21 protein-coding genes and 1 pseudogene are annotated in these 24550 nt (G+C 68.2%); 5 read left to right on the top strand and 17 right to left on the bottom strand.

Going from position 1 to position 24550, the window contains the following annotated elements:
- Window positions 1–4: 4 nt before the first annotated feature.
- From Q0907_RS13510 to Q0907_RS13465, 10 genes and pseudogenes are all read right to left on the bottom strand, one after another.
- Window positions 5–1939: a S9 family peptidase gene (locus Q0907_RS13510; RefSeq protein WP_299345631.1), complete on the bottom strand. Its 1935-nt coding sequence runs from the start codon at window positions 1937–1939 to the stop codon at window positions 5–7.
- 71 nt (window positions 1940–2010) lie between these two features.
- Entirely contained in the window at window positions 2011–3345 is a 1335-nt protein-coding gene (locus tag Q0907_RS13505; protein ID WP_299345629.1) for a DUF2235 domain-containing protein, read from the bottom strand.
- 21 nt (window positions 3346–3366) lie between these two features.
- On the bottom strand, window positions 3367–3897 hold the full coding sequence (locus tag Q0907_RS13500) for a hypothetical protein (RefSeq protein ID WP_299345627.1): 531 nt from the start codon (window positions 3895–3897) through the stop codon (window positions 3367–3369).
- Window positions 3898–4107: 210 nt separating this feature from the next.
- Entirely contained in the window at window positions 4108–4515 is a 408-nt protein-coding gene (locus Q0907_RS13495) for a VOC family protein (protein WP_299345624.1), read from the bottom strand.
- Between the two features lie 10 nt (window positions 4516–4525).
- Window positions 4526–4951, bottom strand: a complete 426-nt coding sequence (locus Q0907_RS13490) for a YciI family protein (RefSeq protein WP_296278938.1) — start codon at window positions 4949–4951, stop codon at window positions 4526–4528.
- Window positions 4952–5064: 113 nt separating this feature from the next.
- Complete coding sequence (locus Q0907_RS13485) at window positions 5065–7164, bottom strand: gluconolaconase (RefSeq protein ID WP_299345622.1); 2100 nt, start codon at window positions 7162–7164, stop codon at window positions 5065–5067.
- 70 nt (window positions 7165–7234) lie between these two features.
- Window positions 7235–8965, bottom strand: a complete 1731-nt coding sequence (locus Q0907_RS13480) for a hypothetical protein (RefSeq protein WP_299345619.1) — start codon at window positions 8963–8965, stop codon at window positions 7235–7237.
- Between the two features lie 262 nt (window positions 8966–9227).
- Window positions 9228–9971 carry an energy transducer TonB gene (locus Q0907_RS13475; protein ID WP_299345616.1) on the bottom strand — a complete coding sequence of 248 codons (744 nt, stop codon included), beginning with the start codon at window positions 9969–9971 and terminating at the stop codon, window positions 9228–9230.
- A 48-nt stretch (window positions 9972–10019) separates the two neighbouring features.
- Complete coding sequence (locus Q0907_RS13470) at window positions 10020–11000, bottom strand: isoaspartyl peptidase/L-asparaginase (protein WP_299345962.1); 981 nt, start codon at window positions 10998–11000, stop codon at window positions 10020–10022.
- 198 nt (window positions 11001–11198) lie between these two features.
- Window positions 11199–11765 (bottom strand): annotated as a pseudogene (locus Q0907_RS13465) (cyanophycinase); the annotation flags it as partial.
- Between the two features lie 313 nt (window positions 11766–12078).
- On the opposite strand from Q0907_RS13465, the gene Q0907_RS13460 reads away from it, so the two are divergent.
- From Q0907_RS13460 to Q0907_RS13450, 3 genes are all read left to right on the top strand, one after another.
- The gene (locus Q0907_RS13460) at window positions 12079–12672 is read left to right on the top strand and encodes a sigma-70 family RNA polymerase sigma factor (RefSeq protein WP_296278934.1); all 594 of its coding nucleotides are present in this window, start codon (window positions 12079–12081) and stop codon (window positions 12670–12672) included.
- Window positions 12650–13696 carry a FecR domain-containing protein gene (locus Q0907_RS13455; protein ID WP_299345612.1) on the top strand — a complete coding sequence of 349 codons (1047 nt, stop codon included), beginning with the start codon at window positions 12650–12652 and terminating at the stop codon, window positions 13694–13696. Before Q0907_RS13460 ends, Q0907_RS13455 begins: the two co-directional genes overlap by 23 nt.
- 98 nt (window positions 13697–13794) lie before the next feature.
- Window positions 13795–16878 (top strand): TonB-dependent receptor, encoded by a 3084-nt coding sequence (locus Q0907_RS13450; RefSeq protein WP_299345609.1) that lies wholly within the window; start codon window positions 13795–13797, stop codon window positions 16876–16878.
- 229 nt (window positions 16879–17107) lie between these two features.
- Here Q0907_RS13450 and Q0907_RS13445 read toward each other — a convergent pair whose 3' ends face one another.
- Both Q0907_RS13445 and arfB read right to left on the bottom strand, forming a co-directional pair.
- Entirely contained in the window at window positions 17108–17668 is a 561-nt protein-coding gene (locus Q0907_RS13445) for a lysophospholipid acyltransferase family protein (protein ID WP_299345961.1), read from the bottom strand.
- A 40-nt stretch (window positions 17669–17708) separates the two neighbouring features.
- Window positions 17709–18143: an alternative ribosome rescue aminoacyl-tRNA hydrolase ArfB gene (gene arfB / locus Q0907_RS13440; RefSeq protein ID WP_296278931.1), complete on the bottom strand. Its 435-nt coding sequence runs from the start codon at window positions 18141–18143 to the stop codon at window positions 17709–17711.
- Window positions 18144–18266: 123 nt separating this feature from the next.
- On the opposite strand from arfB, the gene Q0907_RS13435 reads away from it, so the two are divergent.
- Entirely contained in the window at window positions 18267–18827 is a 561-nt protein-coding gene (locus tag Q0907_RS13435; RefSeq protein ID WP_299345606.1) for a DUF2059 domain-containing protein, read from the top strand.
- Between the two features lie 132 nt (window positions 18828–18959).
- Here the strand turns inward: Q0907_RS13435 and ung are convergent, their stop codons facing one another.
- The 5 genes from ung to rhlB all read right to left on the bottom strand — a co-directional run bounded on the left by ung (window position 18960) and on the right by rhlB (window position 23954).
- Window positions 18960–19667 (bottom strand): uracil-DNA glycosylase, encoded by a 708-nt coding sequence (gene ung / locus Q0907_RS13430; protein ID WP_296278929.1) that lies wholly within the window; start codon window positions 19665–19667, stop codon window positions 18960–18962.
- Between the two features lie 14 nt (window positions 19668–19681).
- Window positions 19682–20521: a response regulator gene (locus Q0907_RS13425; protein WP_296278928.1), complete on the bottom strand. Its 840-nt coding sequence runs from the start codon at window positions 20519–20521 to the stop codon at window positions 19682–19684.
- Between the two features lie 16 nt (window positions 20522–20537).
- Window positions 20538–21482 (bottom strand): permease-like cell division protein FtsX, encoded by a 945-nt coding sequence (gene ftsX / locus Q0907_RS13420; RefSeq protein ID WP_296278927.1) that lies wholly within the window; start codon window positions 21480–21482, stop codon window positions 20538–20540.
- On the bottom strand, window positions 21479–22165 hold the full coding sequence (gene ftsE / locus Q0907_RS13415; protein ID WP_296278926.1) for a cell division ATP-binding protein FtsE: 687 nt from the start codon (window positions 22163–22165) through the stop codon (window positions 21479–21481). Before ftsE ends, ftsX begins: the two co-directional genes overlap by 4 nt.
- Window positions 22166–22268: 103 nt before the next feature.
- A complete protein-coding gene (gene rhlB, locus Q0907_RS13410) occupies window positions 22269–23954 on the bottom strand; it encodes an ATP-dependent RNA helicase RhlB (protein ID WP_299345601.1) in 1686 nt (561 codons plus the stop codon).
- A 225-nt stretch (window positions 23955–24179) separates the two neighbouring features.
- Between rhlB and trxA the strand changes: the two genes are divergently transcribed.
- The gene (gene trxA / locus Q0907_RS13405) at window positions 24180–24521 is read left to right on the top strand and encodes a thioredoxin TrxA (protein ID WP_055939299.1); all 342 of its coding nucleotides are present in this window, start codon (window positions 24180–24182) and stop codon (window positions 24519–24521) included.
- Window positions 24522–24550: the final 29 nt, after the last annotated feature.

The raw sequence follows: 24550 nt of genomic DNA, 5'->3' as shown, positions 1-24550 counted from the left end.
CCGGCTACTTCGCCTTCGCGCCGCCCAGGTGGCGCGACAGGAAGTCCAGCAACCTGGTGTAGTAGGTGCGTCGGTTGGCTTCGGCATAGAAGCCGTGGCCTTCGGTGCGCACGTACAGCGTCTCCACCGGCACGCCCACGGCCTTCAGCGCCTTCTCCATGCGCTCGGTGTGCGCCTGCGGCGCGATCTCGTCCTTCCCGCCCGCCGCCAGGAACACCGGCACCCTGATCTTCGCTGCCAGCGAAGTGGGCGAAATGTCGGCCAGCGCGGTGCGATCGTCACCCACCCAGTCGTTCATGTAGTTGCCGACCCATTTGGCATTGCGCGATTTCTGCCGGTGCATCAGCTCCAGGTCGTACACGCCGACATAGCCGGCCGCGCAGCGGTACATCGCCGGCTCCTTGGCCACGCCCATCAGGGCCGCATAGCCGCCATAGCTCGCCCCATACAGGCAGATCCGCTGCGGGTCCGCGATCTTCTGCTCGATCGCCCAGCGCGTTGCGTCGGTCAGGTCGTCCTGCATCGCGCCGCCCCACTCGCGCGCACCGGCCTGCATGTGCGCGCGCCCGTAATTGCCCGAGCCGCGGAAATTGAGGCGTAGCACCGCGTACCCGGCGCGCGCCAGCATCTGCGCCTCGTCGTCGATCTCCCAGCGGTCGAAGATGCCGATCGGCCCCCCATGCGGCATCACCACCAGCGGCAGCGGCCCCTGGCTACCGCGCGGACGCGTCAGGTAACCATGCAGCGGAAGACCGTCCCGCGCTTTCAACGCCACTGATTCGCTGGGCGACAGCGTCGCTGGATCCAACCATTTGCGCCTGCTGAAGATCAGATCGGCAGCATTGGTCTGCGTGTCGAACAGATAGAAATCGCCGGGACTGGTGTCGTTCCAGATATGGACGATCTTCAACTTGCCGTCGCGCGTGCCGGATGTAATCAGGATCGAATGTCCAGGAAACGATCGCTCCAGCTTGCGATACAGGCGCGCAGTCTCCGATTTTTCGTCGAAGAACACCGTGCGGAGCCGGTCGTGCATGAAGAAGCTGCCCACGGGCGTGCGCCCGCCCGGTGCGCGGATGATCCGGTAGGGATCCACCACTGCATCGCGCAGCACCTGCGTGCGCTCGCCGGTCTCCGTATCCAGGGCCACGATCGCGTCCGGCCCTTCGCGCTGCTCGACCTGCAGGTAGGCCGTGCGGCCATCGGGCGCGAAACCCAGCGGCACCTCGACACGCCGCGTCGCGTTCTCGTCGTTGACCAGCGCCCACGGGGTACCGCCACTGGGGCGGTGATAAAGCTTGCTGGCGTTGTCTTCGCCGGCCCCGAGCGCGAAGCGGACCTCGCCCGTCGCATCGACGACGAAGTCGGCACGGCGCACCGGGGCGGTGGCGAGCGTGTCCAGGCTGCCGTTGTAGGCATCCAGGCTCATCAACCGCGTGTTCGGCATGGACGTGTCGAGCGCGTACATGCTGATCAGCACCTTGCGCGGATCATTCGGCATCGGATCGACCAGCTCGGCCGCGCGCGGCTGGACCTCGTTTCCGTCCAGGCCATAGCGCGCAAAGATCTGCCGACGCACGGAGCCGTCCACGTTCGTCGCATACAGCTCGCCGGTGGCGTAGGGCTGGTCGCGCGAACCGTACTTCTTCGCCACCGACACGACGACGCGGTCGTCGCTCACCCACCAGACGTCGTCGATCACACTGTCCGCGCCGGCGCTGATCTTGGCGGTGATCTGACGGTCGCTGCGCCGCTGCACCGCGAGGATGGTCTGGTCCTCCAGCGGCACCGTCAGCGCGTAGTACTCGCCGGTGGGCGAGATCTTCAGGGTTTCCAGCACGTCCTGCTTAAGGAACGGCTCCAGGTCCACCTGCGCGTGCGCCCATGGCGCAAACAGGCATCCCAGCAGGATGCCCACACTCCTTGCTACCCGTTCCATGGATGCCTCCCGTGGCATCGTTTTCCCCGGGCGGATTAGACCGCAGGGCGACAGGAAGCGACAAGCATGTCTCAGCGCGCTAGCGCGGCAGGCTCGCGCTGTGGTTCTGCCGGCGCAGTCAGGGTGGGCGGCAATTCGTGCAGGCGCTGCTGCCCAGACCGCAACCACGCCTGTCCCGTCTCTCCGTGCAACTGCTCGCGCGCTAGGCGTTCGATCGCTCCGCCATCGCCCCGGCCTGCCGCGTCGAGCAGTTGCTCGACCATGCGGCCGTCACGGACGGGTTCCGCGGGTACCGCGCCGATGGCGACCGGCCGCCACGCCAGCGTCGAGGCCATCGCCTCGTTGCGCGGTTGCGCGTCCAGGCAGTCGATCCTGCACAGCGGCGCCGGCGCGAGTTCTTCCTGCATCCCGCGCACGCCGGCCCTGTCGTAGATCGAGGTGCGGTAGAAGAACTGGTGCTCCTCGGACCGATGGATGACGTTGCGCGCGGGATCCATCGGTTCCTCGCGCTTGGCCAGGTAGGGCCTGTCGCTCAGCGCATTGAGGTAGTCGATCATCAGGTTGCCGCTGCGGACGCCGATGCCGTCCTGGGTGTACCCGCCGCCGATGTCGCTGTGCGCGCCCGCGACGGTGACATTGAGGAAGCGTCCCCCATCGGTCACGCCCGGATCCATCACGCGCGTGGACTGGAACAGGTTGCGCCGCTCGTCGTCGGCGGTGATCTGGAAGCCCGACACCACAGAGGGCGGCAGACGGCGGTCGTGATCGCGCGGCTCGCCCGTACCGACCGGATCGAACAGGCCGACGGCCTGGATGACGGTGCCGGGTTCGCGCAGATTGGGGCGGGTCGGCTCCAGCCTTTCGATGCGGCCGTTGTGGTCGCGCACGACGTCCATGCCTCTCGGATCCTGGATACCCCGCTCCTCCACCAGGCGCGTGAAGCCCGCCGCCTGCTCGGCACCACGGCTGAATCCGATGGCGGCAATGCGGATGTCGGCGTCGGGATTGTCGCGCAACCACGCCGAAGCCTGCTGGATGAACTGGAAATACATTTCCTCCATGCGGGGTTCATAGGTACCGCCGGTGGCCTGGTCGATGACACCACCCAGTCCACCCTGCGTACCGGGACCTTCGACGTACCCAAAGCCGATCGTCGGATCCTTCGACTGCTCGAGCTGTTTCGCGATGCGCGCCACGTTGGTGTGGTTCTCCGGCGCATCCTTGTACATGCTGTTGCCGGTGCCGTCGAAGGCAGCGACGAACAGCCGGTGATCCGGCGCATCGCCGTCGCGGAGCAACGGCGCCGAGAAGCTCGCGAGTTGCCTGCTGGCGTCCGGGAATGTCGCCAGATCCGATGCCGTCGCCGGTACCGTGCTTACACCATCGGGATGCCGTTCGCCACCCATGCTCCACTCCCTGGAGGTGCGTCAGTAGGTTCTCGTCCAGGCCAGGACGAGATCGTCGCGGAAGCCGCTGTACTTGTTGCCCGGCACCTGCAGTGTCTTCGTCGGCACGAAGGCGCGCATGTAGACATTGATGGTGCGATCGTTGACTTCGAGGATGATGTCCGGATCACCCAGGTCTCCATGGATCTCCTCGCGCGGCACGTTGTGCAACACGATGCGGTCCTTGAAGATCTCGCCGATATCGACCTCGGCCTCATGCGGCACGCCGTCCTTGGAGCGCCATTGCACTTTCGCTGGTGCCGGAAAATTGCGCCGGGCGATGTGCCCAGCGCTGAGAAGCTTTTCGTGACTCGCACGATACGAAGAGATGGGAGGGCTTACCTCGTCGTCACGGTCGACGCCGTGGACGAAACCGCTGTACACGATCTTGCACCCGATGGTATCGAAGCAGTGCGCGCCGAAGTTGTGCTGGAAAAACTTCAATGGCCATGCCGACGCAGCCGTGTCGCCGGCCTTCCTTTCCTCAAGAGCTGATTCCTGCGTCATGGCCATGCTCTGGCATCCTGCGGTTGAGACGATCATCGCCGATATCAGCGCCAGCGATCGCGCGTGGCGCGAAGAAGGTCCGGGGAGTGTCGGCTTCCTGCCCTGCATTCATGCACCTCTCGCCTCATGCGTCGCTTCATCATTTACGACAGATGCACGACGCATGCAAGCTTTCGCAGCCGGTTCCGGGCGTCTGGCCGCCTACATTCATGTACATCAATCCGCCGGCATGGCGCCTTCGTCCATGTGCACGACCTCCCACAGGTGGCCATCGGGATCCTGGAAGCTGCGTTGGTACATGAAGCCGTAATCCTTGGCTTCCATCGGTTCGGTGCCGCCGGCGGCGAGGGCCTTGCCGACCATGGCGTCGACGGCCGCACGGTTGTCGGCGGACAGGCAGAGGATCACTTCCGTATGCGTGCGCGCGTCGCAGATCGCCTTGCGCGTGAAGCCCTGGAAGAACGGCTCCACCAGCAGCATGACGTAGATGGTGTCGCTGATGACGACGCAGGCCGCGTTCTCGTCGGTGAATTGCGGATTGGTCGCATGGCCTAGCGCGGCGAAGAAGGCCTTGGACTTGTCCAGGTCGCGGACCGGCAGGTTGACGAAGATCTGGGTGCTCATGAAAGTCCACTCACGGTTGATGGTCTGGCGAGATCTGCGCGGCGAGCCGTGCTTCCTGCTCGCGCAGCTCCGGCGTCAGCGCATCGCCGAAATCGTCGGCGTCGAACACCGGCCGCAGTTCGATCTCCGCGCCGCCATCGAACGGCGCGCGCTTGATCCACTCGATGGCTTCGTCGAGGCTGCGGACCTGCCAAAGCCAGAAGCCGGCTACCAGTTCCTTCGTTTCGCCGAAGGGTCCGTCGACGACCGTGCGCTGCCTGCCGTCGAAGCGCACGCGTACACCCCGCGAGCTGGGATGCAATCCCTCGCCGGCCAGCATGATGCCGGCCTTGACCAGCGCCTCGTTGAACCTGCCCATCTCCGTGAGCAATTCGGTATCCGGCATCCGGCCGGCTTCCGAATCGGCACTGGCCTTCACGATGACCATGACGCGCATTGCACCCTCCCGATCGTGCGGACCGGACACTCCGGCCGCTTTCAGGAGAACGACGAACCGCCAGGGCGCGGATCGACACGATGCTCCGGAACACTCACGGGCGCGGTTTCCCGCTACGGGAGCCGCAACTTCAGGTCGCGGCGACCCTGTGCCTCGTTGCCGCTGTAGTCGCGGGCGGTGATCCTGAGCGTGTAGTCGCCGGGCGAGAGTTCGCCGGCCCGCCATGCGCCTTCGGCCCAGTGGCCGTCGCGGACGGTATTGGTGACGCTGTATCGGAACCGGGTGACCGCACTGCCATGCACGGTGATGCCGCTTCCCGGTGCGTACGCCACCTGCACCGCATCGTCGGACGGCAACCGGAGGAAATCGAGCGTCATGCGCGGCGCTTCGAACCCCGCGACGGGCGTGCCGTCGTCGTGCAGCAGCTGGTAGCCCAAGGCATGCACGCCGAGGCGACGGCGCGGCAGGTTGCGGTCCACCTGGTCCCAGGCCTCCACGACGATGCGCACGCCCTGCAGGTCCCGGGGCACCAGCACGCGTCCGTCCGCGCGCTGGTCGATCGGCTGGTCCAGCGTGTCGAACAGCGCGACGTCGTCGATGCGCGGCGGATAGGTGTCGGTGAACCCGGTGAAGCCGAGCGCGATCGCGTTGCGCTCGTAGCCCGAAGGGCCGATCGACAGGTGCACGTGCGCCATGCGGTTGACCGTGCCCAGCGGGTCGCCCGCGGCGAAGCGCGTGCCGCGTCGCACGCGGATGCGGCTGGGCGCGCCACTGAGGTCGTGGAGCAGCTGGAAGCGCGCCGGATCCAGCAGCTCTCCGCGCGGCGTGCGGCCGACGCGCATGTGGATGTAGTCGAGCGGGCCAAGACCGAGTCCTTCGCTCAGGCCATCGAAGTTCCAGGCGGCGGATGGACTGCTGACCTTGCCGTCGGCGATGGCGAGAACGGTGGCGCCGACGTCGCCGCGGATGTCGAGACCGCCGTGCAGGTGGTGGCGACTTTCCCCGCTGTAGTCGCCCCGGACTTCGCCGAGCGTGCCGACTACCTCATGCCACTGGTCCTGCGGCTGCAGGGGCCAGCGACCTGCGGTGACGGGCAGTGGATCCTCCGCCGACGGACCGACGGTCGCGGGGGCAGGCGCGACGCCGGACGCCAGCGGCGCGATGCGATGCACCCGATGGGCACCCGCATCGGTGACGTGCACATCGCCACGCGCATCCACCGCCAGCCCCGCCGTGCGCGACAGCCGTTGCCCCGGCAGATGGCCGGCCAACACGTGCCAACGCCCATCGCGCATCACCTGCATCACCCGACCGGTGAACAGTTCGCCGACATACAGATGGCCATCGTGCGTGAGCGCCAGCGACAACGGCCTGCGCGGGCCTGCCTGCGTCGGCAGGTCCGGCTGCAGCGGCAAGGTGCTGACCCCGCCCTGCGGCCCGATCCTGCGGATGGCGTCGTTGCGCAGGTCCGCGACCCACGCAACGCCGGTGGCATCCACGGCGATGCCGGTCGGCGTGTCGAAGCGCGCTTCGCCGCCGGTGCCATCCACGAAACCGGGCGCATCGCCGCCGGCCAGCGTGGTGACCACGCCGTCCGGGGAGATCAGGCGGATGCGGTCGTTGTAGGTGTCGGCGACATAGACGCGACCGCTGCCATCCACCGCGACCCCGATGGGTCCGTTGAACTGCGCCTGCATCGCCGCGCCGTCGCGGAAGCCCGGCTCGCCCGTGCCGGCCAACGTCGTCACCACGCCCTGCGGCGTGACCTTGCGGATGGCGTGGTTGCCGGTATCGGCCACGTAGAGATTGCCCTGCGCATCGCGCGCCAGCGCGGACGGCGTATGGAAGGCCGCCACGGTGCCGGCGCCGTCGATGAACCCCTCGCGCCCCCCGGCCAGCGTCGCCACGCTGCCATCGCGCGCGATGCGGCGGATGCGGTTGTTGTCGCCGGCATCGGCGACATAGCGCGTGCCGTCTTCCATCACGACGATGCCCCAGGGATCGTCGAAGCGCGCGTTCGCACCCAGCCCGTCGCTCGCGCCACGCACGCCGTCACCGGCCGCCAGCGACAGCTGGCCGGTCCAGCCGAACGGCGTGACCGGCGGGCCGGCCTCGGGGACGGGAACGGGAAAACGCGGCGTGACCAGGAAGGTCGCGGCCAGCGCGATGGCGGTCGACAGCACCACCACCCACAGCCAGGCGGTACGGCTCATTGCATCAGTGGGGCGAAGAACGGAGCCGCATCATGGAGATTCGCCCCGCGCTTGGGAAGCTCGCCGGGAATCAGAGTCCGCTGGCCGTGACCTGGCAGGGCACGGTGAAGGTCACGGTGCCGCCCGATGGCAAAGTCGGCACGGCCACGCCGCCACTGACCAGCGTCGGCAACGCCGCCGCCCCCGGACACGCCGCGCCACCGCTGGCGACGCAGCTGATCGGGCTGCCGGATACCGGACAGCTCAGGCCTGCGCCCGGCGTATCGCTGACCACCGCGCCATCGGCCGCGGTGGGACCCGCGTTCGACACGACCACGGTGAAGTTGGTCACCTGTCCACTGGTGGCGGTGGCGGACGCGCTCGACTTCACCACCGACACATCCGTCACGCGCGCCCGGTTGGTGATCGTGCAGACGATGGCCTGGCCCGCGTGCGCGGCGGTCAGCGTCAACGTGTTGCCGCTGAGGTTGCCACCCGAGCAGGTCCAGGCACTGGCGGTATACGTGCGTGCGTTGCCGGCCGCCAGGGTTTCGGCCAGCGTGATGACGTTGCCCGGCACGACCTGCACGGCGGAGCCGGTGTCGGTCTCGGCAGCGCTGTTCGCGGTGGAGGCCAGCGATGCGGCATTGGCGCCGCCGGTCGCGGACAGCGTCGCGGTGTCGTTGATCGCGGCGTCGATCCACGTCTTGGCCAACGCGAGCGTCGCGGTCGCACTGTTGGTCAGCGTGCAGGTGAGGGTCTGGTTGGCGCGGTAGTCGCCCGCGGCGATCGTGACCTGGCGCGCGGCCGTGTTGACGGTCGCGGTGACGGCGGCGTTGTTCTGGTCCGTACAGGTGGCGCCCGTCAGCGCGTAGCCCGTCGGGACCGTGGTCTCGGTCAGCGTGATCGCGCCGGCGTGGTTCGTCACCGGGTAAGTCGTGGACGACACGGGCGTGTTCTGCGCGGTCGTCACCAGGTTGAACGCCTGCGCCAGTGCGTTGCTGGCGGTGATGCCGAAGGTGCCGGTGCCGCCGACCGATTGCTTTCGCACGATGACGTTGCTGCCCTGGAAGCTCCAGCGCAGCTCCACTTCGTCGCCGCCCGCCGGGCCGACCTGGGTGGTGGTGAAGGTCAGGCTGGTGATGCCGGTGCCGTTGAAGCGCACGGAACCGCAGGCGGTACCGCTGGCGACGGTGGCCGCGTTGCCCGAAAGACACTCGGCATTCGCGGTGCCGGAGAAGGCTGTGCCGGTCGAACGCACAAACGTGCTGCCGGATACCTGGAACTGCGTATTGCCGCTGAGCCGCGTCAGCGACACCGCACCGCCCTGGGCCACCGAATTGCTGAGCGTCCAGCGCGAACTGTTCGGATCGTTGCCCAGTGCGCCGCCGAGACGATCGACATGCAGCACCGGGTTGTCCACCGGCTTGCTGAAGGTGATCGTGTACGTGCGGCTGGCCGTTTCGTGGAGCAGCGTCAGCGAGCGGCCACCGGCGACCGTCTCGCCGTAGGGATCGCTCCAGCGGCTCGCATTGGTGGTGTTGAACGTCCCGTTGGCATAGGCCTGGTCGGACGTGCCGGTCCAGGTCACGGTGATGCCGTCGAGGGTGGTGGTCGCCGAGGTCGCGCCGTTGAGCGTCCACACCCCGGTGATCAACGCCAGCGCCGAGCCGGCCGCCAGCAGCGTGGCCAGCAGCAGTCCGGCCTGGAGGGCACGGCGCAGCCCGCGGCGCGACGTCGCGGCATCGGAACAAGGACGGGAAGACGGACGGACGGAACGCGCGCCCTGCGGGCGCAGCACATCACTGGCGCGGTACGACATCGATGGACGGATCCCCTGACGCTTCTGTGGAAGAGGCGTTCCCCGGGTTCGTCCGACTCACCGACTTTCCCGCCTGCCCCTGCTGGCACGCCGACCCAAGACGCCGTCCAGGCAAGGAGGGGCGGACTGCAAATGTGATCCGTATCTTAGCTTACGGAATTCACATTTGCGATCCACGTCACACTGTTCCGGAATGGCGGACCCTCCCCGGACAGGCCGGTGGCCACGGCGACATCCCGCCGTTGCAGCCCGTCCGGCCGGATCAGCCGGTCTCCCGGGGTTTGAACGGGGAATCCAGGACCACCGGACGCTGCGGGTCCGTGCCGCCGGCGGAGGCGGCCCTGCACTCGGGCGACTGCGCAGCCTGTTCCTTTTCCGCCCGCTCCGCGCGCCGCATGCCCATGCCGCCGCCCATGGCGAAATCCACCGGGATCGCCAGCTGGGTGGCGATCGGTACCCCATCGACCTGCTCGGGCACGTACCGCATCGCGGCCACCCAGTCGCGCAACGTCTTCTCGAACGGCTTCAGCGAGCCCTCCAACGGATCGATGCTGCCAACCGTCGCGGTACCGTCCTGGCCGACATTGATCACCACGCGAAACCTACCTTCGCGTGCCATACGTGCCGCATCCACCGGATACCGCGGCGGTGCTGCAAAAAGAGCGCCCTGCGCGAGAGCCGGGCCATTGGAACGGTAGTCCAGCGCCATGCGCATGCCGCCATCGGGCAGCGGCACGGCGCAGGCATCCATGAAGACATGGGTCACGCCGGTCTTGGCGACACCGCCCACCCGCGCCGGCTCGAAACGCCAGCGCAGCACGCGCTCCTCGATGACGCCACGCACCACGGCCGGCAGCTTCTCGTTCGCCTGCACCTGCTGCGGCACGCCCTGTTCGTCCAGGACGACGCGCGCATTGGCGTAGAACCTGACCGGCTCCGCTGCCTTCTCGCCGGCCGTCAGCGTGAACGACACGGCCAGCAACCCCACTGCGACACTGCCTTTCATATCCCTGCCCCTTCCCCGTCGAGGGAAGGAGCATAGCCCCATCGCGGCTCAACGCGCGGGCAGCGCGTCTTCCTTGTAGATCGCCACGTGCGGCACGCCGTCGGTCCCGATCCAGCCGCGGTACATGCCCTCGGTATTGAAGGGGAACGCCATGCTGCCGTCGGCGCCCAGCGCGATGGCGCCGCCGTCGCCGCCGGCTTTCGGAATGTCGCGGTTAATCACGCCCTCGGCGGCGCGTGCGATGCCGTAGCCGGCCAGGCGCACGCGCGCGCAGACCTCGTGCGCGGCGGATGCGCGGATGTAGTACTCGCCCCAACCGGTACCGGAGAACGCACAACGGTCATCGGCCCAGGTACCGGCGCCGATGATCGGCGAGTCGCCCACGCGGCCGTAGCGCTTGTTGGTCATGCCGCCGGTCGACGTACCCGCCGCCAGCTGCCCCTTCGCATCGAGCGCCAGCGCACCGACCGTGCCGAAGTAGGCCTTGCCAGGCAGTTCCAGCGGCGTGTTGCTCGCCTGCGCCTGCTTCTCTTCCTTCAGCGCATCCTGCAGCTGCTGCCAGCGCTTCTCGGTACGGAAGTACGACGGATCGACCAGGGTGACGCCCTGCTCCTTCGCGAACGCTTCGGCGCCGCCGCCGACCATCATCACGTGCCGGGATTTCTCCATCACCGCGCGTGCCAGGGTGATCGGATTCTTCACGCGATGCACGCCCGCGACCGCGCCGGCCTTGCCGGTGGCGCCGTCCATGATGGAGGAATCCAGTTCGTTCTTTCCGTCGTGCGTGAACACCGCGCCGCGGCCCGCGTTGAACTGCGGCGCATCCTCCAGCACGGTGATCGCCGCGGTCACAGCATCGAGCGCGGGCTTGCCGGCCTTCAGCTGCGCGTGGCCGGCGCGCAGTGCGGCTTCCAGCGCCTTGCGTGCGGCATCCTCGTCCGCCGGCGTCATGCCGGCGCGCTCGACGCCCGCACCCCCGTGGATCACCAGCAGCGGCGAATCCAGCGCCGCCAGCACGCCGTTGCGCACCGCGTAGCGGCGCTCGGCGGCAGGCTTGTCGACGCGCCCACTCGGCAGGTGCAGCACGGAATCGACGCCGGCGATGACGGTGTCGACACGCTCGAGGTTCATCGGTTCGTCTTCGACCTGCTTCTGTGCGAACCCGCCCTTCACCACCGTCGCACCCGCACCGGGCGTCGTGGCGTACACGCGCGCCGTCCCGTCGCCTTCCACGGCGACCGCGGCATCTTCATCCACGCCCAGCCCCAGGAGCGGGCGACCCGCCATCGACTCGGCCTTGGCGACGAACGCGATCAGCCGGCCCAGCCGGTTGCGTTCGCTGAAGTGCGTGTCGGTGAGCACGCCCTTCAGCAGCGCCAGTTGCAGGAAGCCCGTCTCGATCGTGTTGTCCGGGCCGAGCGGATCGGCCAGCGCACGCGGACTGATCTGGCTGCCGCCGTCCATCGCGCCGTACAGGTATTCGCCCTGCATCGCCAGGCCGGCGCTGGTGCCGCCCAGCGGCTTGCCGGCGCGCACGTGCGCATCCAGCGCCTCGCCTACCGGCGTGCCGCGCCAGTAGCGCACGTAGCGCGACTGGTCGCCGCCGGCCAGAAAGATGCCGTCGGCGCGCTTCAGGCTGCGCAGTACGGCCGGATCGCTCGCGCTTTCGCGGTCGCTGAAGACCCAGGTCTCCACCGAGGCGATGCCGCCGACCTCGTTGAAGAACTCCTCGCCGATCTCGCCCGCCTGCGAGGCGCGCAGCACGACGATGTGGCCGTTGCCGGCCTTCTTCATGAACCAGCGCATCGCATCGAAGTTGCGGTCGCCCCCGCCCATCAGCAGCAGCCCGGGCTGTACCTTTCCCGGCGTTTTCGCCGCGGTGTCGCCCAGCACGTAATGCGCGGGTGTGGCGGCGAACGCCGGCAGTGACAGGGCAAGCGCCACCACGCAGACCGCGCCGCGCCGCAACATGCCGAAGACAGACACCATGCCGTACTCCCTGAGTCGAAGGTCGCGGCAGGATGCCACGCGCCGATGACGTAGGGAGACGAACCGAGGGCACCGTTCCCCCATGCGGAAGCGTTCGTGCTTGGGCTAGAGTGCGGCCATGCCCACCGAATTCGACGACTGGTTCGTTCGCGAAGTGCTCGTCCACGAGCGCGCGCTGGCGCTGTTCCTGCAACGCAGCTGGCCGCACCGCGACGAGTGGCACGACCTTCGACAGGAGGTCTACGCGCGCGTCTACGAAGCGGCGGGCCGCGTGCGTCCGGACGCGCCGAAGGCATTCCTGTTCGCGACCGCACGGCATCTGATGACCGACCGCCTGCGTCGCAGCCGGGTGGTGTCGATCGAGCCAGTGGGTGATTTCGAGTCCTCGAACGTCTACCTGATCGACGAGGTGTCGCCCGAGCGGTGGACCGGGACCCGCCAGGCGCTCAAGCGCGTGGTCGAGGCCCTGGACCGGCTCCCCGACCGTTGCCGCGAAGTGGTGTGGCTGCGGCGCGTGGAGGAACTGCCGCAGAAGGATGTCGCCCGCCAACTGGGCATCAGCGAGAAGACCGTGGAAAAGCATTTGGCCAAGGGGATGCGCCTGATCGCCGACCACCTGTACGGCGGCGACGCCGTGCCCGCGCTGGAGGGGCGACGTGCCCGGCCCGTCACGGACGAGGACGACGGACATGGCCGACAGCAGACAGATTGAAGAGCAGGCCGCCGACTGGCTGGCGCGCCGCGACGCGGAGGGCTGGACGGCGGGCGAGCAACAGTCGCTGGAGGCCTGGCTTGCCGCATCGGCGCGCCACAAGGTCGCCTACCTGCGGCTGCAGGCGGCCTGGGCGGAAACCGGCCGCCTGCAGGCGCTCGCCGCCGGCCTGCCGGCGGGCGTGACGCCGCCGCGCAGGATGTCGGCGCCCGCGCGTCCGGATGCACGACCCGACCTGAGCGAGGTCACCTTCGCGCCGCGCGCGCGCCGCGGTGCGCGGCGACGTGGCTGGCAGCAGGGACTGGCGGCGACGCTGGCCGTGCTGGCGCTGGGCTCGCTCGCCTGGGGCAGCTGGCAACTGACCGGTCGCGAACAGGCCACCTATGCCAGTACCGTAGGCGAGATCCGGACGGTCACGCTCCCGGACGGCTCCACGGCGACGCTGAGCAGCGACAGCCGGCTGGACGTGCGCATCAGCCGGGGCGAGCGCCACCTGGCGCTGGCGCGCGGCGAAGCGTTCTTCGACGTGGCCCACGACACCCGGCGTCCGTTCGTGGTGGACACGGATGGGCGCCGCGTCGCCGCCGTCGGCACCCGCTTCTCCGTGCGCCGCGATCCGGACGAGATCCGCGTGGTGGTCACCGAGGGCAAGGTACGCCTGGAAAGCCGCGCCGGCCCCGACGGCCGCGCGCAGCCGGTGTCGCTGCTGCCCGCCGGCAGCGTGGCGACGGCCGGCCGCAATGGCGTGCTGGTGCGGTCGCTGCCGCTGGCCGACGCCGAGCGCTACCTGGAATGGCGCGACGGCTTCCTGACCTTCGATGACACCTCGCTGGCGGAGGCTGCCGCCGAATTCAACCGGTTCAACACGCGCAAGCTGGAGCTGGGCGACGCCACCGTCGCCGACCTGCGCGTGGGCGGCAATTTCCGCTGGTCCAACGCCGAAGGGTTCGCGCACCTGCTGGAACAGGGGTTCCCGGTGCGCGCGGAGCGGCATGCGGACCGCATCGTGCTGCACACGCGGTAGGTCGCCCGCGCCACGACGAAGGTCATGGGGGGATTTGCGCGGTTCGTTCGTCCTGATAGCCAATAGGTGCCATACCGAGCACCCCGGGGAGAGAGTCGATGCGGTATCCGATGCGCGTCCTGTTGTTGAGTACGGCCTGTAGCGTGGCGCTCGCTGCGCAGGCCCAGGCGGCCCCGGGCCGCATCGACCTGCCTGCGGGCGAACTGACGACGGCGCTCAACACGCTGGCCAAGCAGTCGGGCACGCAGCTGGTCTATCGCGCCGACCAGCTGAAGGGACGGCGCACCCGCGGGGTGCAGGGCGCCGCCACCACCGACCAGGCCCTCGACCGCCTGCTGCAGGGCAGCGGTTTCCAGGCGAGACGCGACGCGTCCGGCGCCGTGCTCATCGTGCAGGCGGACGCCACGCCGCGGCGCGCACCGGCGCCGCGTCCCGCGCCCCAGGAGGCGCCTCCCGGGGGCGGTGCCGCCCAGGCTGAAGAACCCGTGACCCAGCTGGAAACGCTGCAAGTCACCGGCTCGCGCATCCCGCGCGCGCAGATCGAAGGCCCGGCACCGATCACGGTGGTGACCGCCGAACAGATCCAGGCGGCCGGCTTCACCTCCGTGCCCGACGTGCTGCGCTCGCTCAGCCAGAACAGTGGCAGCGTGCAGGGACAGCAGAACACCACCAGCGCCCAGTCGACGCCAGGTGCACAGGCGGTCGACCTGCGCGGGTTGGGACCCAACCACACGCTGGTGCTGATCAACGGCCGCCGCACGGCGGACTTCCCGCTGCCGCTCAACGGCCGCAGCAACTTCACCGACATCGGCAACATTCCGCTCGGCATGATCGACCGCATCGAAGTGCTGACCGGCAGCGCATCGGCGGTCTACGGCTCCGACGCCATGGCCGGCGTCATCAACTTCATCCTCAAGAAGTCCACCGACGGCACCATCCTCGACTACCGCTACGGCAACACCGAGCGCGGCGGCGGCGAATCGCACCGGCTGACCGTGACGTCCGGCTTCGAACGCGATGCCTTCAGCGGCATCGTCGGCCTGGAGTTGCTCGACAAGCGCCCGCTGTGGGGCTACGAGCGCAAGAACCAGGATTCGACCCTCGACGCGCCGACCACCCGCCGCCAGCTGCCGCGCCTGACCGCCCAGCGCTACGACTGGGACGACGACGTCAACATCGCCCCCGACGACGATTGCGCAGCGATGGCGGGCCTGAACGACGGCACCACCGTGCTGGCGGAAGACCGCTTCGGCGAACCTTACTGCGGCAGCGAGCGCGCCATCGCGTATCGCACGATCCAGAACGAGCGCAAGGGCTTCACCGCGTACGGTTCGTTCGAATACCGCTTCTCGGACAGCCTGTCCTGGTTCGCCGATGTCCAGCTCGGCCGCCAGGAAGTGCGGCTGCTGACCGGCACCAACGGCAACGACGTGGTCAGCGATGTCATGGGCTGGGAGTTCCACGACCCCAACTCCACCGACAACAACGACAAGATCTTCTACAACGCGGTGACCGGCCACTACGAAATCTGGTCGCGCCAGTTCACGCCCGAGGAAATCGGCGGCCTGCGCAACCGCATGAACGTCACCACCCAGAAGACGTTCGCGGTGACCACGGGCCTGCAGGGCGCGTTCGGCGACAACTGGAACTGGGAAGCCGCCTACAACCACTCGCAGTACAAGGCCGACGTGGGCATGCCCCGCATCCGGGCCGCGGCCGCCAACCGCCTGTTCCTGGGGGAACAGCAGGGCTATGACGCGGATGGCTATGCGATCTTCAGTCCGGATCCGGACCGCCTGTTCACGCCGCTGACGCAGGCCGAGTTCGCATCGATCGCCGCGATGTCCACGTTCCGCCCCAAGGCCGACAACGACAACCTCAGCTTCACTGTCGATACGCCGACGCTGTTCACCCTGCCGGCCGGCGATGTCGGCTTCGCGGGCGCGATCGAGTACGGCCAGCAGTCGTACGAGATCAACCCCGATCCGCTCGCCCTGACCGCCGATGCCTACTACGGCCCGCGCTATGGCGACGGCAGCGGCGACCGCGACCGCTGGAGCGTGGCCGGCGAGTTCCGCCTGCCGCTGCTGTCCTCGCTGCAGGCCAGCCTGGCCGGCCGCTACGACCGCTACGAGTACGGCGACAAGAACCCGGGCAAGTTCACCTACAGCGCGGGCCTGGAATGGCGCCCCGTCGACACACTGCTGGTGCGCGGCTCCTACGGCACCGGCTTCCGTGCGCCCGACATGCACTACCTGTTCGCCGGCGACGACTACTACCGCACCTTGTCGACCGACTACTACCAGTGCCGCACAGATGAACCCACCTTCAGCGATGCCGACTGCTACGACGACGGCACGTGGGACATCAACACGTTCGACGTGTACACCGGCAACATGGACCTGGATGTCGAGACCAGCAAGTCGTTCTCGGCGGGCATCGTGTGGTCGCCCTTCGCCAACTTCGACCTGGCGCTGGACTACTACAAGATCCGCGTGGAGAACCAGGTGCAGAGCCAGAGCCGCGAGCAGCTGCGCATCGACGAGGCCAACTGTCGCCTCGGCACCAACGAGAACGGCGACCCCGTCGACATCAACTCGCCGACCTGCGTGGATGCCATCGCGCGCGTCATCCGCGATGCGGACGGCAACATCACCAGCGTCCGCTTCGCACCGATCAACATCGCCAACGAAGAGACGACGGGCGTCGACCTGACCGCCAACTACCGGCTGCAGACCGCCAGCGCCGGTGACTTCCGCTTCACCGGCACCTATACGTGGACGGACACGCACACGCGCCAGCAGTATCCCGGCGACCCCGAAGAGGACATGCTGGACCTCAGCTTCAGCGCCACCACCCTGCCTCGCCACAAGGGCAACCTGGGTGCCAGCTGGGATCGGGACAACCTGGGCGTGAGCCTGTTCGGCAACTACCTGGGACGGGTGGCGAACTACAACAACGATGCCTGGACCGGTTCCACCTGGCGTTTCAACGCGGGCGCGCGCTACGACATCACCGACCACCTGCGCCTGTCGCTGAGCATCAACAACCTGATGGACAAGATGCCGCCGAAGGATGCGACCTGGGCGAACTATCCGTACTACGACACCTCGTGGTTCGATTCCATGGGCCGCAGCTACTACCTGCAGGTCACGTGGAAACTGGGTGGCGAAGCGCTGTAAGCCTGTTCCGCCGCATCAGCGAAAAGGCCCACCGCAAGGTGGGCCTTTTACTTGCAGGTGGAAATCCCTGACGACGCAGCCGACGTGGCACCTCACCCCGCCATCCCAGCGCACGCGGGGACGACGTTGCTTCATCATCCCGGCGGCATTCAACCGCTGAAGGCTGGTCAGGCCTGGACCTGGCGTCTTGCGTGCGACACGCCGGCGATCAGGCCCATCACCGCGCGCCTCATACCGTCCCGCGATTCTTGCCCTGCCACGGCTGGTACCACGCGCGGATCGCGGCCATGTCGGTCTCCATGTCGCCCGTGGGGTAATACACGTCGCCGATGCCCACGACCTTGTCGGGGTAGTGGAAATAGGCCATCAGGATCGGCACCTGCGCCTGCTGCGCGATCTTCAGGAACCCACCCTTCCACTTGTCCACGCGCTTGCGCGTGCCTTCGGGCGTCAGCGCGAACCACATCCGGTCGGACTGGCGGATCATCCGCACCGCCTGTTCGACGGTGCCCTGCGGCGAGCTGCGATCCACCGGTACCACGCCCAGCTTGCGCAACAGCGTCGACAGCGGCCACCAGAACAGCTGCGCCTTGCCCAGCACGCGCACCTGGAAGCCCATGGCGATCTTCGCCGCCATGCCCCAGATGCCGTCCCAGTTGGACGAATGCGGGGCGACGATCATCACCAGCTTGGGGATGTCCGGCAGCGTGCCCACGATCTTCCAGCCGAACATCCGCAGGAACGTACGCCCCATCCAGCGGGTGAACCGGTTGGGCGGCACCTGCGGCATGTTGGGCGGGATGCGCGGAACGATGTCGTGGCTCAAACGGTTACTCCCATTGGTTCTTCTGCGAACGGCCGCGCTTGACCTGGCTGCGCTCGCGCTTGGCATCCAGCCGCCGCGCCTTCGCCGCACGCGACGGCTTGGTGGCGACACGCGTCTTCGGCACCACCAGCGCGGCGGCGATGATCGCCGCCAGGCGCTCGCGCGCGTCCTGGCGGTTGCGGTCCTGCGTGCGGAAGCGCTGCGCATCGATCACCAGCACGCCCTCGTCGGTCAGGCGGCGGTCGCGCCTGGCCAGCAGGCGCTCCCGCAACACATCCGGCAGCGATGGCGACCCCGCCACGTCGAAGCGCAGCTCCACCGCCGTGGCGACCTTGTTGACGTTCTGTCCGCCGGCACCGCTCGCCCGCACGAAACGTTCGACCAGTTCGTCGTCCGGAATCGCCAGTGTCGGCGTGATCTCGAGTGCGGTGCTCCCCATGCGGCGGATTGTAGTCAGGATGGGCGACGGTTCGTAGCGTGCTGCCGCGGGATCGCCGCCCGTTAACGGCAGTTTTACCCGTCGACAGGCACCCTGTGGCCCCGTTCCACGCCACCGCATCGCATGATCGCTGCCTCGCTGACCGCGGCCCGCCGTCTTTCCCTGCTGCTTCTCGCCACCGTGGCCCTGGCCTGCGCAAGTACGGCCTTTGCGGCCGAGCCCTCCGATGCCGACATCGATCGCCTGCTGAAGGCCTCCCGCGCAGAAAGCCTGCTCGCGGGCGTGGTGCCCCAAATGGAGGCGGTGCAGCAGCAGGAGTTCGACAAGCATTTCGCCGGCCAGGCGATGACGGAAGAGCAGAAGGCCGAGGTCGCGCGCATCCAGGCCAAGACCCGGGAGATCGTGCGAAAGGCGCTGTCGTGGGAAGAGATGCGGCCGGTCTACCTGGACGTCTACAAGAAGACCTACACGCGCGAGGACGTGCGCGCCATCACCAAGTTCTACGAGAGCGCCGCCGGCAAGCGCATGCTCGACAAGAATCCGGCCCTGATGCAGAACATCCTGACCGCCGTGCAGCAGAAGATGGTGCCGATGCTGGAGGAGCTTCAGGGCGAGATCAAGAACATCCCGGTCACCCCGCCCCCGCCCGTCTCACCGCCGCAGAAGCGTCGCCGTACGCGCTGACGCCGGACCCAGGATTCTCGGCTGTGGGAGCGACGTAAGTCGCGATGATTCGCCAGTAGTGCCTCATCGCGACTTACGTCGCTCCCACAACACCCCAAATGGATGGATCATGGTTCGTGCGCACGGCGCACGCTAGAGGACCAGCTTTTCCCGCGGCGGCAACCGCCAGTCGATGGGCGCCTGTCCGCGTTGCGCGAGGTACTGGTTGGTGGCGGAGAAATGCCCGCATCCCAGGAAGCCCCGGTGCGCCGACAACGGCGACGGGTGCGGTGCGCGCAGTACGCGGTGACGGCGCGTGTCGATGACCTTGCCCTTGGCCTGCGCGTAGCTGCCCCACAGCAGGAAGACCAGCCCCTCGCGTTCGCGCGCCAGGGTTTCGATGGCATGGTCGGTGAAGCCTTCCCATCCCTTGCCCTGGTGTGCGCCGGCACGTCCTTCCTCGACCGTCAGCACGGCGTTCAGCAGCAGCACGCCCTGCCGCGCCCAAGGCAGCAGGCAGCCGTGATCCGGCGGCGCGATGCCGAGGTCGGCGTTGATTTCCTTGTAGATGTTCATCAGCGACGGCGGCACCGGCACGCCCGGCAGCACCGAGAAACACAGCCCGTGCGCCTGCCCCGGACCGTGGTACGGGTCCTGCCCCAGGATCACCACCTTCACGGCATCGAACGGCGTGGCATCGAAGGCCGCGAAGATCTGCGGCCCCGGCGGATAGATGCGTGCACCCGCCGACTTGCGCTGGCGCAGAAAGGCCGACAGGTCGCGCATGTCCGGCCGCTGCAGCCAGTCGCCGATACGCGCCTTCCACGAAGGTTCCAGCTTGATGCGGTCGTCGTCGGTCATGCGCGTCGCGTGGCTCAGACCAGGCTGCGCGTTTCGTCCATGCGCGCCAGGCGCAGCTGGAAGAGCACCTTGGTCACCAGCAGGCGTTCGGCGATGGGCTTGAGCACCAGGTCGTTGGCGCCGGCCTGCAGCAACTCGGCCTGGTTGTCGCGATTGCTGTCGCCGGTCATCACCAGGATCGGCAGGCGCCGCTTGCCGTAGGCGAAGTCGATGCGGATGCGCTGCACGATGTCGCGACCGCTCAGTTCGCCCTTCAGGATCACGTCGGTCAGCACCAGGTCGAACTTGTGCGTCGACAGGCCCAGCGACTCGGCGGTGAGCAGCGCGAACGCGTCTTCCGCCTTCATCACATGCACCACGTTGAGCGACTGCCGTTCCAGCATGCGCCGCGTGGTCTCGGCGACGACGCGACTGTCTTCGATGTAGAGGATCGTGGCGCCCACCACCGGTTCGGGCTGCACGTAGCCGCGGATGAAGGCCGCCAGCGCCTCGTGGCCAAGCGCCTTGTCGAAATAGTCGGTGACGAATTCGGTGAACCGGCGTTCTTCGAGATGCTGCTGGGCATCGCCGGACACCACGATGACCGGCACGTACGCCTGGCCCGCGGCCTCGCGCACGCTGCGCGCGATCTCCAGGCCATCGCCATCCGGCAGGGCCAGGGCAGTGGTGACCAGGTGCACCTCGCCCGCCGCCAGCGCGGAACGCGCCTCGGCGATGCTCGCGCAGCCGATCACCTGCACGCCCGGCAACTCGCGTTGCAGGACATCGGCGATCAGCTTGCGGACCAGCTTCGACCCGTCCACCACCATCACGCGGGGCGCGTCGCTGATCAGATGCCGGAGCTCTTGGGCCATGAAGATGCGGGGGATGTCAGGTGGCGGTCGGGCGAGTCTGACGCAAGAAGTGCCCCGTCACCAGCCATGCGCCCAGCCAGCCGATCACCGTCGCCACGCCCATGACGATCGCCGCGCCGACCGGATCCAGTCCTGCGAGCACGAACGGGCTTCCGTAGCTGCGTGCCAGCGCGGCCAGCGGATCCCGCAACGCCCATGCCGCCAGCGTCAGCAGGCCGAGCGCCAGTGCGCCGGCGGCCAGCCCGTACCAGGCGCCCAGGTAGATGAAGGGACGGCGGATGAACCCGTCGCTCGCGCCCAGCAACTGCAGCACGCCGATCTCCTCGCGCCGCGACTGGATGTCCAGCCGCACGGTGTTCCCGACCACCAGCAGCGCGCCGAGTCCGAACAAGGACGCCAGCACCCACACCAGCCGCTTGCCGAAGCCCATCCAGCCGGCCAGGCGTTCGCGCCAGGCGGCGTCGTGCTGCAGCAGATCGGTTTCGGGCAGGGCTTCCAGCGCGGCGATGAGCCGCACCTCGTCGCCTTCGGGCACCACGACCAGCAGGCTCGGCAGCGGATTGCCGTCCAGCAGCGCCAGCGAATCGGCTAGGCCACTGCGCTCGCGGAATTCCGCCAGGCCCTGCTCGGGGGTGCGCAGCTCGACGCGGGCGACATCGTCGCGGGCGCGCAGCGATTCCGCGAGCGCCTGCGCGCGCGCGACCGGGGTGTCCGGGGCCAGGAACAGATCGATCTCGCGCGACTGCTGCACGTCACCGGCGAAGTGACCCACGTTCTGCAACGCCAGCCACAGGCCCAGCGGCAGCACGAAGGCCACCGCCATCACGCCGATCGTCAGCAACGTCGCCCAGGGGCGACGCACGGTGCGGCCAAGGCTGGAAACGAAACTGTAGAGATGCTGGTCCAGCCAGATGCCGAACCCGGAGCGCGCCTGCGCCCGGCTGTTCTTCGCGTCGCTCATTCGGCCAGGTCCGCGGGGGAAATGTCGTCGACCAGCTTGCCGTGGTCGAGGATCAGCACGCGCTTCTTCATGCGCTTGAGCAGCGACAGGTCGTGGCTGACGACCAGCACGCTGGTGCCACGCTCGGGCATGGACGCGAACAGCGACATGATTTCCGCCGCCAGCGTGGGATCGAGGTTGCCGGTCGGCTCGTCCGCCACCAGCAGGCGCGGTTCGGCGACGATGGCGCGCGCGATGCCGACACGCTGCTGCTCGCCGGCGGACAACTGCGTGGGCAGCGCGTTTTCGCGATGACCCAGGCCCAGCCGCGCCAGCACTTCGCGCACGCGCTTGCCGATGTCGCCGCGGCGGTCGCCGCGCAGGATCAGCGGCAGCGATACGTTCTCCATCACCGTGCGGTCGGTGAGCAGGCGATGGTCCTGGTAGACCGCGCCGACTTCGCGACGGTGCAGCGGAATGCGGCCACCGCGCACCTTCAACAGGTTCTTGCCGGCGAACAGGACCGCCCCCCGGCTGGGCCGCTCGCTCAGGTGGATCAACTTCAGCAGCGTGCTCTTGCCCGCGCCGGAATGACCGGTGACGAAGAGCATCTCGCCTTCGGCGACCTCGAAGCTGACGTCCTCCAGCGCCGCGTGGCCACCGGGGTACTGCTTGCTGACGTTTTCGAATCGAAGGACGCTCATGTGCGTCGATTATGCCGGACCGATCAAGAGGCTGGCGATGCCGATGCGCAAAGAAAAAGCCGGGACGTGCCCGGCTTCTTCTCGATACCCATGAGGGCGCAGGTCAGTTGCCCGAGACCAGCGAGCGGATCTTGCGCCCCAACTTCGTCAGGAAGCCTGCGTTGTCGTCGACCGGCTTCGGCGCGGCGGACGGCGTCGCGGCGACCGGCGCGGCATTCGCCACGACGCCCTCCGCACCCTCGAGCCGCTTGCCATGGCGACGGCGACGACGCTTCCTCGGTGGCTTGCGCTCGCCTTCCGGCAGCGCGACGGCGTCGGTGCGGACCGCGTCGTTCGCCGGCCGGGGCGCCGGCGGCTTCGCGGCTTCGCCCTCCGGACGCGCGGCGCGCGGCGGACGGGGCGGGCGCGGCTTGCCGTCGGCCGAACGCGGACCTTCGCGGCGACCGCCTTCACGACGACCCGCGCCACCGGAGCCACCGGGCTTGCGGCCACCGCCACGGCGCTCTTCGTCGGCGGCCTTCTGCTCGCGCGCTTCGCGGAAGATCTGCCCGATGCTCTCTTCTTCCTCGTCGACCTCGCCGGCGGCCGGCTTCGGACGCTCCGGGCGCGGCAGCGCGGTCAGCAGCTCGGCGGTGACCGGCTCGGACGGGATCTTCTGCTCGATGTAGGCCTCGATGTCGGGCAGCGACATCGCATAGCGCTCACAGGCGAAGCTGATCGCGTCGCCCTCCGCACCCAGGCGCGCGGTGCGGCCGATGCGGTGGACATAGTCTTCGGCATCGAACGGCAGGTCGTAGTTGAAGACGTGCGACACGCCGTCGATGTGCAGGCCGCGCGCGGCCACGTCGGTCGCCACCAGCAGCTCCAGCTGGCCGGCCTGGAAACGCTTCAGCAACGACTCGCGCTTCTTCTGCGGTACGTCGCCCGACAGCACGCCGACGCGGTAGCCGGCACGCTCCAGCGCGCGCGCCACTCGCTCGACGAACGCCTTGGTGTTCACGAACACCATCGTGCGCGCGCCTTCGCTGCGCGACAGCAGGCCGATCAGCAGCGGGATCTTCTCCTCGTCGGCCGGGTAGTACAGCTTCTGCCGCACCTTGGCCGCGGTGATGAATTCGGTCTCCACGACGAGCTTCTCCGGCTCGTTCATGTGCTCGTAGGCCAGTTCCAGCACGCGGTGCGACAGCGTGGCCGAGAACAGCAGCGTCTGCCGCGTGGTGCGCTCCGGCATGCGGCGCAGCAGGAAGCGGATGTCCTTGATGAAGCCGAGGTCGAACATGCGGTCGGCTTCGTCCAGCACGCACATCTCGCAGGCGTGCAGGCTGACCACCTTGTGCTGCTTGACGTAGTCGATCAGGCGGCCCGGGGTGGCGATGATGACGTCCACGCCCTGCTGGAGGATCTCACGCTGCTTGTCGTAGTCCACGCCGCCGTAGACCAGCGCGAAGCGCAGTCCGAGGTCGGCACCGAACTTCACGGCGTCCTTGTGGATCTGGATGGCCAGCTCACGGGTCGGCGCCAGGATCAGCGCGCGCGGGTCCTCGGGCTTGCGTTCGGCCAGGGCCGGACGCGTCAGCAGGCGGTTCATCACGGCGACGAGGAAGGCCAGTGTCTTGCCGGTGCCGGTCTGCGCCTGCCCGGCGACATCACGGCCCGCAAGGGCGACCGGCAGCGTCATCGCCTGGATCGGCGTGCAGCGGGAAAAACCTGCGCCTTCCAGGCCGGCAAGCAGCGCCGGATGCAGGTCGAACGAAGAGAAAGTTATATCGGTTAACGGTTTGTCGCTCATGCCTTCTTCTTTGCGTCGCTGTGTTCCGCGCGCGTCTCGTATGAATGCGGTGGGTGTGCTTGCAACGGCCTGACCGGCGTCGCACACTGCGCCCCCTGTGCCGGGTTGCGCGACCACCTGGGTTACCTTGAAAAGGTCGCGGAACGCCCCAGTTTACCCCAATCGTGGTGGCCGTCCCGGCCCGAACCCGTCCGCGCCTGCCCGCGGACCCCGCAGGAGATCCCCGTGAGCGACAAAGTGACCCACGTCGGCGATGCCGATTTCGATGCTGCCGTGCTGCAGTCCGGCGAGCCGGTGCTGGTGGACTTCTGGGCCGAATGGTGCGGCCCGTGCAAGATGATCTCGCCGGTCCTCGATGAACTGGCCGAGACCTATGGCGGCAAGCTGAAGGTCGCCAAGGTCAACGTGGACGAGAACCGCGCCACCGCCATCAAGTACCACGTCCGCTCGATCCCGATGCTGTTGCTGTTCAAGGATGGCCAGATCCAGGCGACCCAGATCGGCGCCGTCGGCAAGGGCCAGCTGACCCAGATGATCGACAAGGCCCTGGGCACCCAGGCCGCCTGAGTCTCCCCGCCACGCCCCCGCACTGCCGG

Source organism: uncultured Pseudoxanthomonas sp., assembly GCF_947498795.1.
In the GTDB taxonomy this organism is placed as follows: domain Bacteria; phylum Pseudomonadota; class Gammaproteobacteria; order Xanthomonadales; family Xanthomonadaceae; genus Pseudoxanthomonas_A.
Note: the sequence above shows the minus strand (reverse complement) of the source record. Positions and strands in the feature narration are given on the sequence as shown.

Excerpts from the sequence above, each read along its gene's own strand:
- Q0907_RS13490 (WP_296278938.1), bottom strand. The coding sequence starts at position 4,951 with ATGCGCGTCATGGTCATCGTGAAGGCCAGTGCCGATTCGGAAGCCGGC.
- Q0907_RS13435 (WP_299345606.1), top strand. The coding sequence starts at position 18,267 with ATGATCGCTGCCTCGCTGACCGCGGCCCGCCGTCTTTCCCTGCTGCTT.
- rhlB (WP_299345601.1), bottom strand. The coding sequence starts at position 23,954 with ATGAGCGACAAACCGTTAACCGATATAACTTTCTCTTCGTTCGACCTG.
- Q0907_RS13425 (WP_296278928.1), bottom strand. The coding sequence starts at position 20,521 with ATGGCCCAAGAGCTCCGGCATCTGATCAGCGACGCGCCCCGCGTGATG.
- Q0907_RS13450 (WP_299345609.1), top strand. The coding sequence starts at position 13,795 with ATGCGGTATCCGATGCGCGTCCTGTTGTTGAGTACGGCCTGTAGCGTG.
- Q0907_RS13505 (WP_299345629.1), bottom strand. The coding sequence starts at position 3,345 with ATGGGTGGCGAACGGCATCCCGATGGTGTAAGCACGGTACCGGCGACG.
- Q0907_RS13485 (WP_299345622.1), bottom strand. The coding sequence starts at position 7,164 with ATGAGCCGTACCGCCTGGCTGTGGGTGGTGGTGCTGTCGACCGCCATC.
- Q0907_RS13480 (WP_299345619.1), bottom strand. The coding sequence starts at position 8,965 with ATGTCGTACCGCGCCAGTGATGTGCTGCGCCCGCAGGGCGCGCGTTCC.
- ung (WP_296278929.1), bottom strand. The coding sequence starts at position 19,667 with ATGACCGACGACGACCGCATCAAGCTGGAACCTTCGTGGAAGGCGCGT.
- Q0907_RS13495 (WP_299345624.1), bottom strand. The coding sequence starts at position 4,515 with ATGAGCACCCAGATCTTCGTCAACCTGCCGGTCCGCGACCTGGACAAG.
- Q0907_RS13475 (WP_299345616.1), bottom strand. The coding sequence starts at position 9,971 with ATGAAAGGCAGTGTCGCAGTGGGGTTGCTGGCCGTGTCGTTCACGCTG.
- ftsX (WP_296278927.1), bottom strand. The coding sequence starts at position 21,482 with ATGAGCGACGCGAAGAACAGCCGGGCGCAGGCGCGCTCCGGGTTCGGC.
- Q0907_RS13445 (WP_299345961.1), bottom strand. The coding sequence starts at position 17,668 with ATGCCGCAGGTGCCGCCCAACCGGTTCACCCGCTGGATGGGGCGTACG.
- Q0907_RS13460 (WP_296278934.1), top strand. The coding sequence starts at position 12,079 with ATGCCCACCGAATTCGACGACTGGTTCGTTCGCGAAGTGCTCGTCCAC.
- arfB (WP_296278931.1), bottom strand. The coding sequence starts at position 18,143 with ATGGGGAGCACCGCACTCGAGATCACGCCGACACTGGCGATTCCGGAC.
- Q0907_RS13500 (WP_299345627.1), bottom strand. The coding sequence starts at position 3,897 with ATGGCCATGACGCAGGAATCAGCTCTTGAGGAAAGGAAGGCCGGCGAC.
- Q0907_RS13455 (WP_299345612.1), top strand. The coding sequence starts at position 12,650 with ATGGCCGACAGCAGACAGATTGAAGAGCAGGCCGCCGACTGGCTGGCG.
- Q0907_RS13510 (WP_299345631.1), bottom strand. The coding sequence starts at position 1,939 with ATGGAACGGGTAGCAAGGAGTGTGGGCATCCTGCTGGGATGCCTGTTT.
- ftsE (WP_296278926.1), bottom strand. The coding sequence starts at position 22,165 with ATGAGCGTCCTTCGATTCGAAAACGTCAGCAAGCAGTACCCCGGTGGC.